6 protein-coding genes are annotated in these 6,510 nt (G+C 71.1%); 4 read left to right on the forward strand and 2 right to left on the reverse strand.

The annotated features are described in order from the left end of the window. Positions 1-319: DegV family protein (locus tag ACTIR_RS24615; RefSeq protein WP_199285656.1), on the reverse strand; the 319-nt coding region annotated here is incomplete at its 3' end. 249 nt (positions 320-568) lie between these two features. Here ACTIR_RS24615 and ACTIR_RS0120480 point away from each other — a divergent pair. From ACTIR_RS0120480 to ACTIR_RS0120490, 3 genes are all read left to right on the forward strand, one after another. Further along, entirely contained in the window at positions 569-1,354 is a 786-nt protein-coding gene (locus ACTIR_RS0120480) for an electron transfer flavoprotein subunit beta/FixA family protein (RefSeq protein WP_007025401.1), read from the forward strand. Between the two features lie 41 nt (positions 1,355-1,395). Then, positions 1,396-2,355: an electron transfer flavoprotein subunit alpha/FixB family protein gene (locus tag ACTIR_RS0120485; protein WP_026455668.1), complete on the forward strand. Its 960-nt coding sequence runs from the start codon at positions 1,396-1,398 to the stop codon at positions 2,353-2,355. 328 nt (positions 2,356-2,683) lie between these two features. Beyond that, positions 2,684-3,757, forward strand: a complete 1,074-nt coding sequence (locus ACTIR_RS0120490) for a Glu/Leu/Phe/Val family dehydrogenase (protein WP_026455669.1) — start codon at positions 2,684-2,686, stop codon at positions 3,755-3,757. Positions 3,758-3,846: 89 nt separating this feature from the next. Here ACTIR_RS0120490 and ACTIR_RS0120495 read toward each other — a convergent pair whose 3' ends face one another. Then, positions 3,847-5,847 carry a VanW family protein gene (locus ACTIR_RS0120495; RefSeq protein WP_026455670.1) on the reverse strand — a complete coding sequence of 667 codons (2,001 nt, stop codon included), beginning with the start codon at positions 5,845-5,847 and terminating at the stop codon, positions 3,847-3,849. A 307-nt stretch (positions 5,848-6,154) separates the two neighbouring features. On the opposite strand from ACTIR_RS0120495, the gene ACTIR_RS0120500 reads away from it, so the two are divergent. After that, positions 6,155-6,406, forward strand: coding sequence for a hypothetical protein (locus tag ACTIR_RS0120500; RefSeq protein WP_007025397.1), 252 nt, complete (start codon positions 6,155-6,157; stop codon positions 6,404-6,406). Positions 6,407-6,510: the final 104 nt, after the last annotated feature.

Consider the following 6,510-nt stretch of genomic DNA (forward strand, 5'->3'; position numbering starts at 1 on the left):
TGCCCACCTGGCGGGCGGCCTGCATCGCGGCCTCGGCGGTCGCCGACATCCGGCGCGAGAGGTGCACGCTCACGACCGCGTCGGCGCCCGCGCTCACCGCGTCCTGGAAGGTCCAGAAGAAGGCACCGGGGTCCGGGGGTCTGGTCCGGACGTCGTGGCCCGCCCGGATCAGCTCGATCAGTTCCCCCCGGTCGTACCGGGACTCGTCGTCGAGGCGGCCGTCCGCCTCGATCTGGACCTGCACGACCGCCACACCCCACTGGGCCACCAGTTGTCCGGGGAGGCAGGCGGTCGAATCGGTGATCACTGCTACGGGCACGTCGGCAGGCTAGCGCCCGTGTCCACCCGGCAGGGGGAGGCGGCTGCGCCTTCCGGCCCAAAACACGGTTCACCGGGCGCCGGGCGGGGCAGTCGGATCCCGTCCGCGGACCGCCGGAGGAGATCGTGGGACGATCGTCCAAGGAAATCGCCGATCCAGGTGAAGGCGGTCACCTCGGGGGGCGTAGCGTGAACGTGGAGCTGTAATTTACCGCTCAGTAACGCCTTGCGTGTGCGCCGAAGGAGACCCATGACCAATATCGTTGTCCTGGTCAAGCAGGTGCCGGACACCTACTCGGAGCGGAAGCTGACCGAGAACGACCACACCCTTGACCGCGAGTCCGCCGATGCGGTGATCGACGAGATCAACGAGCGCGCCGTGGAGGAGGCGCTCAAGATCAAGGAAGCCGGTGAGGGCGAGGTGACCGTCCTGTGCGTCGGTCCCGACCGCGCCACCGACGCGATCCGCAAGGCGCTGTCCATGGGAGCCGACAAGGCGATCCACGTCTCCGACGAATCGCTGCACGGCTCCGACCTGCTCTCCACCGCCAAGGTGATCGCCGCCGGTGTCGGCCGGGCGGGCGAGGTCGACCTGGTGGTCGCCGGGAACGAGGCCTCGGACGGCCGGGGTGGCGCCGTTCCGGCGGTGCTCGCCGAGCTGCTGGGGATGCCGCAGCTCACGCACGCCCGTGAGCTCACCGTGGACGGCGGCACCGTGAAGGCGGACCGGGAGACCGAGGACGGCATCACCCACCTCGAGGCGAACCTGCCCGCCGTCGTCAGCGTCACCGAGAAGATCAACGAGCCGCGGTACCCGTCGTTCAAGGGGATCATGGCGGCGAAGAAGAAGCCGGTGGAGACCCTCACCGTCGCCGACCTCGGCGTCGACGCCGGGGAAGTGGGCCTGGCCAACGCCGCGTCCGGCGTCGTCGAGGCCGCGCCGAAGCCGCCGCGGGCCGCCGGTGAGCGCGTCACCGACGAGGGCGACGGCGGGTCGAAGGTGGCCGAGTACCTCGTCGGCCAGAAGCTGCTCTGACCTTCCGCAACGACGACTGACGACAGACAAGGAAACGAACTATGGCAGAAGTACTCGTCCTCGTCGACCACGTCGACGGTGAGGTCAAGAAGGTCACCGGCGAGCTGCTGACCGCCGCCCGTGCGCTCGGCGAGCCGTCGGCCGTCGTCGTCGGCACCCCCGGGTCGGCGGGGAAGGCGAAGGAGACGCTCGCCTCCTACGGCGCCGCGAAGGTCTACGTCGCCGAGTCGGACGAGGCCACCGGCTACCTGGTGACCCCGAAGGTGGACGCGCTCGCGACCGTCGCGGGACAGGCGTCCCCCGCCGCGGTGCTGGTCGCGGCGACCTCCGAGGGCAAGGAGGTCTCCGGCAGGCTCGCCGCGCGGCTCGGCTCCGGCTGGCTGGTCGACGCCGTCGGCGTCAACTCCGACGGCACCGTGGACCAGTCGATCTTCGGCGGCGCCTTCTCGGTGAAGTCGAAGGCGACCAGGGGCGTCCCGGTGGTCTCGGTGCGGCCGGGCTCCGTGGAGGCCGAGCAGGCCGAGGGTGCGGCGGCCGAGGAGACGGTGGCGCTGCCCGCCGTCGACCCGGCGAAGTCGGCGAAGATCACCGGCGTCGAGCCGGTCGTCGGCGGTGACCGGCCCGAGCTGACCGAGGCCTCGATCGTGGTCTCCGGTGGCCGTGGCGTCGGCTCCGCCGAGAAGTTCGAGACCGTGGAGAAGCTCGCGGACGCGCTCGGCGCGGCGGTGGGTGCCTCCCGTGCGGCCGTCGACTCCGGCTACTACCCGGCGCAGTTCCAGGTGGGCCAGACCGGTAAGACCGTCTCCCCGCAGCTGTACGTCGCGCTGGGCATCTCCGGGGCCATCCAGCACCGCGCCGGGATGCAGACGTCCAAGACGATCGTCGCGGTGAACAAGGACCCCGAGGCGCCGATCTTCGAGATCGCCGACTTCGGTGTGGTGGGCGACCTGTTCGACGTCGCCCCGCAGCTCACCGACGAGGTCGCCAAGCGCAAGGGCTGACCCGCACGGGTCACCCCGCGTGGTGCCGTGCAGGCCCCCTTCCCCGCGTCCGGCGCAGGGAAGGGGGCCTTCACTGTGTCCGACGCCGCGAGGGCGTCCTTCGCCGCGTGTGGTGCCGCGAAGGGGGCATTCACGGCGTCACATGCCGCGGAGGGGGCCTTCACGGCCCACCACCGTGGTGACTCCACTTCGTCCGTGAGGTGGGATACATTCGGGCGGCGACGGTGATCAGTGGGAACGACCTTCCCGGCCCGTCGCCACAACCGAACAGGGCCCCGCAGCGTGCGACCACAAGCCGCGCGCAACGGACGACAAAGGAGTCACGACCGTGACCGACGGTGTATTCGGCCGCTTCAGCGGCCACGAGCAGGTTGTCCACTGTCAGGACGAGCAGACCGGGCTCAGGGCCATCATCGCCGTGCATTCCACCGCACTCGGCCCCGCCCTCGGCGGAACCCGGTTCCATCCCTACCCCGACGACACCGCGGCACTGGAGGACGTGCTCGCACTCGCGCGGGGGATGACCTACAAGAACGCGCTCGCCGGCCTCGATCTCGGCGGCGGCAAGGCGGTCATCATCGGTGATCCGGCGACGGTCCGGTCGGAGGCACTGCTGCGAGCCTACGGCCGGTTCGTCGCCTCCCTCGGCGGGCGCTACATCACCGCCTGCGACGTCGGCACCCGGGTCACCGACATGGACACCGTCGCCCGGGAGACCCGGTTCGTGACGGGTCGCTCCGAGGAGGAGGGCGGCGCGGGCAACTCCTCGGTGCTGACCGCCTACGGCGTGTTCGAGGGCATGCGCGCCTCCGCGGCGCACGTGTGGGGCTCGCCCGATCTGCGGGGCAGGCGGGTCGGTGTCGCCGGTGTGGGCAAGGTCGGCCGTCATCTCGTCGGACACCTGGTCGAGGCCGGGGCCGAGGTCGTGGTCACCGACGTCTCCGAGGCGGCGGTCGACGCGGTGCGGGCCGCGCATCCGTCGGTGGAGGTGGTCGCCGACAACACCGCGCTACTCTCCGCCGATCTGGACGTCTACGCACCCTGTGCGCTGGGCGGTGTGCTGGACGAGGACACCGTGGACACCCTGCGCGCGCGGATCGTCTGCGGTGCCGCCAACAACCAGCTCGCCCACGCCGGGGTGGAGAAGCTGCTCGACGAACGCGGGGTCCTGTTCGCCCCCGACTACCTGGTGAACTCCGGGGGCGTCATCCAGGTGAGCGAGGAACTGCGGGGCTTCGACTTCGACCGTGCCCGGCGCCGGGTCGCCTCGCTGTACGACCGGGCCGGGCAGGTGTTCGCCCTGGCCGCCGAGGAGGGCGTGCCGCCGGTGACCGCCGCCGACCGGCTGGCCGAACGGCGCATCGCGGAGGTGTCCCGGCTGCGCACCCTCCGCGTCCCGTGACCCCGGTACGATCAGCGCCGATGACCGGGCCGTGACGGTCCGGGTGCGGACGGTGTGCCCGCGTGGCACGCCGTCCGCACCCCCGGGGATCAGTCGTCGTCCGGGCAGACCACCTTCGGCTTCTGCTGGTACTCGGTGGTCTCCGGCTCGCGCCGTACGACCTGGCCCGTGTCGGGATCCTTCAGGATCCGGGTGTTGGTGACGGTGAAGCCGGGTGTGCCGCCGCTGGGCGAGCAGTTCTCCTCGGGACCGTCGACCTCGCCCGGTTCCTTGATGTCGGTGCGGTCACTGGTCTTCGACTCGACGTCGTAGCGCTTGGTGCCCCACAGCTTCACCGTGATGTCGTTCGGCGTCCAGATGGTCTGGATCGCCACCCCGGTGTCGCTGTCGTTGGTGAACTTCAGGTCGATCACGCTCGACCCGTCGGGGTTCTGGAACACCGTGGCCTCGCGGCCCTCCGGGTAGCGGCTGATGTAGTAGCTGTGCTCCTGGTGCCCGGCGTCCTTCATCCCGGCGAAGTAGGAGGCGTTGAACAGGGTGGTGGCGAACTGGGAGATGCCGCCGCCCACGGCGGTGCCGGGCTGGCCGTTCTTGATGATGCCCGCCTCGACGTAGCCCTGCTCCTTGCCGCGCGGGCCGGTGTGCTGGTTCAGGCTGAACGTCTCGCCCGGCTTGACGATCGTGCCGTCGACCTCCTCGGCCACCACGCGGATGTTGACCCCCGAGTCGGGCGCGAATCCACCGGTGGTGAACTCGCCGATGACCTCGTTGATGCCGAGCTGCTCGACCTGTTCGGTGGTGACCTCGGCCGGCTCGTCCTCGTACTCGGCGACCAGTTCCCGGCCGCCCGGGTCCTCCGTCTTCAGCACGTCGACCAGCGGTTCGAGCGTCTTGTCCCAGTTGATCTGGTAGCCGTCCTGCGAGGGCTCCACCGACGGCTCGCCCCCTTCGAACACGACCTCGGCGTCGCGGCGCTCCTTCTCGGTCTCGGCGAGGTCCGGCTCGACCCCCTCGACGATCTTCTTCTGGTCGATCGTGGGGACGAGTGCGCCGTCCTTCGCCTCGAACGAGAGCCCGGCCGCGATCTCGTCCGGTTCCAGGGTGCCGTCCGTGCCTTCACCCCTGACGGTCACCGGTGCGGACACGGCCGGCTTCGCCACGTCGTTCAGTGCGGCCTGCACCTTCTCGGCCGTGACCGTCACCGGGGTCGAGGCCACGGGCAGGGTCAGGCGTTCTTCCCCTGCCCAGTGGGTCAGGATCGTGTGCTTCGCGCCCTCGGTGTCGAGCTTCTGGCCCGGCTGCGGCTCCACCGGCGTCGGCGTGGTGCCCTCGAAGGTGATGCCGCCCTCGACCGGCTCGCGGTCGACCTCCTTGCTCACCGCCTTCATGGCGTTGTCGAACTGGTTGGGCTCCGCGTCGGTGACCACCCCCAGCTCCCGGGTGGTGAAGAACGAGGAGATGCGGGTGAACGGGTTGAGCGGTTGGTCACCGGCCTGGTCGAGAGTGGCGTCCCAGTCCAGTCGCAGGCCCGCCTGCTTCGGGTCGAGTCGCCCCCGGGTCTCGCCCGCGGTGTAGGCGACGGGCTCGGACAGTCGGGGTTCGATCTCGTCCCGCAGCCGGTCCTCGGCCCTGCTGGGGCTCATCCCGCCGACGTCGACGCCCGCGACGGTCGTTCCGCGCGGCACGTCCCCGCTGGTCACGAGCAGGTCTGCGGCGTAGAGGAGGAAGAACAGTCCGAACACGGCGGCGGCGACGAGGGCGGGTTTGCGCCACCTCCGCCCGGCCGGGTCGTGCCCGTCCGGGTTCTCGCCGCTCCCGTGGCCCGGGCCGAACGGTCCCGTCGGGCCGGTGGGCCCGGACGGGCCTCCGGCGGCCGGTGGCGGCACCGGCTGGGTCGGGTAGCTGTCCCCGGGACCCGCCACCGGATCACCCGTAGGGGTGAACTGGTGCGTCGGCTCTTCAGGGCCACCGAGGTAGTCGGTACGTTTTGTCGCATTAGGGTCCGCGTTCGCGCCGGGTTGCGGGGACATCGACGGCAGTACGTCGGTCTCCTCGCTGTGCGACTCGGGCCACTGGCGATCCTGCTGCAAGACAACCCCTCCACGTCCGGCGTCGACAGGCCAGGACTCCGCCGGTAAAGATACGCAGCGGACAGCGTGTCGTGCCAGCAACCCCCTGTTATCGAGCACGCAGGCGTCCTCGCAGGTCACGGGCTTATCCCGGGGTCGCGCCGTCGGGAATGCCGGTTTGCGCAGGGGCCCTGCGGGCCGGTCGCCGTCAGGTTCCGGTTCGATTTCATTGCCGGACGCGCCGACCGGGTACGCCCGGAGGGCGACGAACGTCACCCGGGGCCCGGACATCGGGCGTCCGGCCGGTCACGAAACGGGGGCCACCACCATGGACATCACCGCCGACGACGTGCGGGCGCTGCTGGACAGCGAGCTGCCGGAGGCCAGTCTCGTCCTGCAGGAGGGACGGGTGCGGCTGCTCTCCGGGGAGGACCTGCGTTCCCCCGCCCACGCCGGGGCGCTGGTCGTGGCCACCCGGGAGACCCTCCACGGGCAACTCGGGGACCGCGACCGCTCCCGACGCGAGCTGGACGAGGTCGCCGCCGGACTCCAGGCCGGGGTCACGAACCAGGGAGGCTGACCCGGGCCGTGGATCCCGTGGCCGCCCTGCGGCGGATCGCCCTGGAGCTGGAACGCGGGGGAGCGGCGGCCTACCGGGTGCGCGCGTTCCGCCGGGCGGCCGCC

This window comes from Saccharomonospora iraqiensis subsp. iraqiensis (genome assembly GCF_000430445.1).
GTDB classification, from domain to species: Bacteria; Actinomycetota; Actinomycetes; order Mycobacteriales; family Pseudonocardiaceae; genus Saccharomonospora; species Saccharomonospora iraqiensis.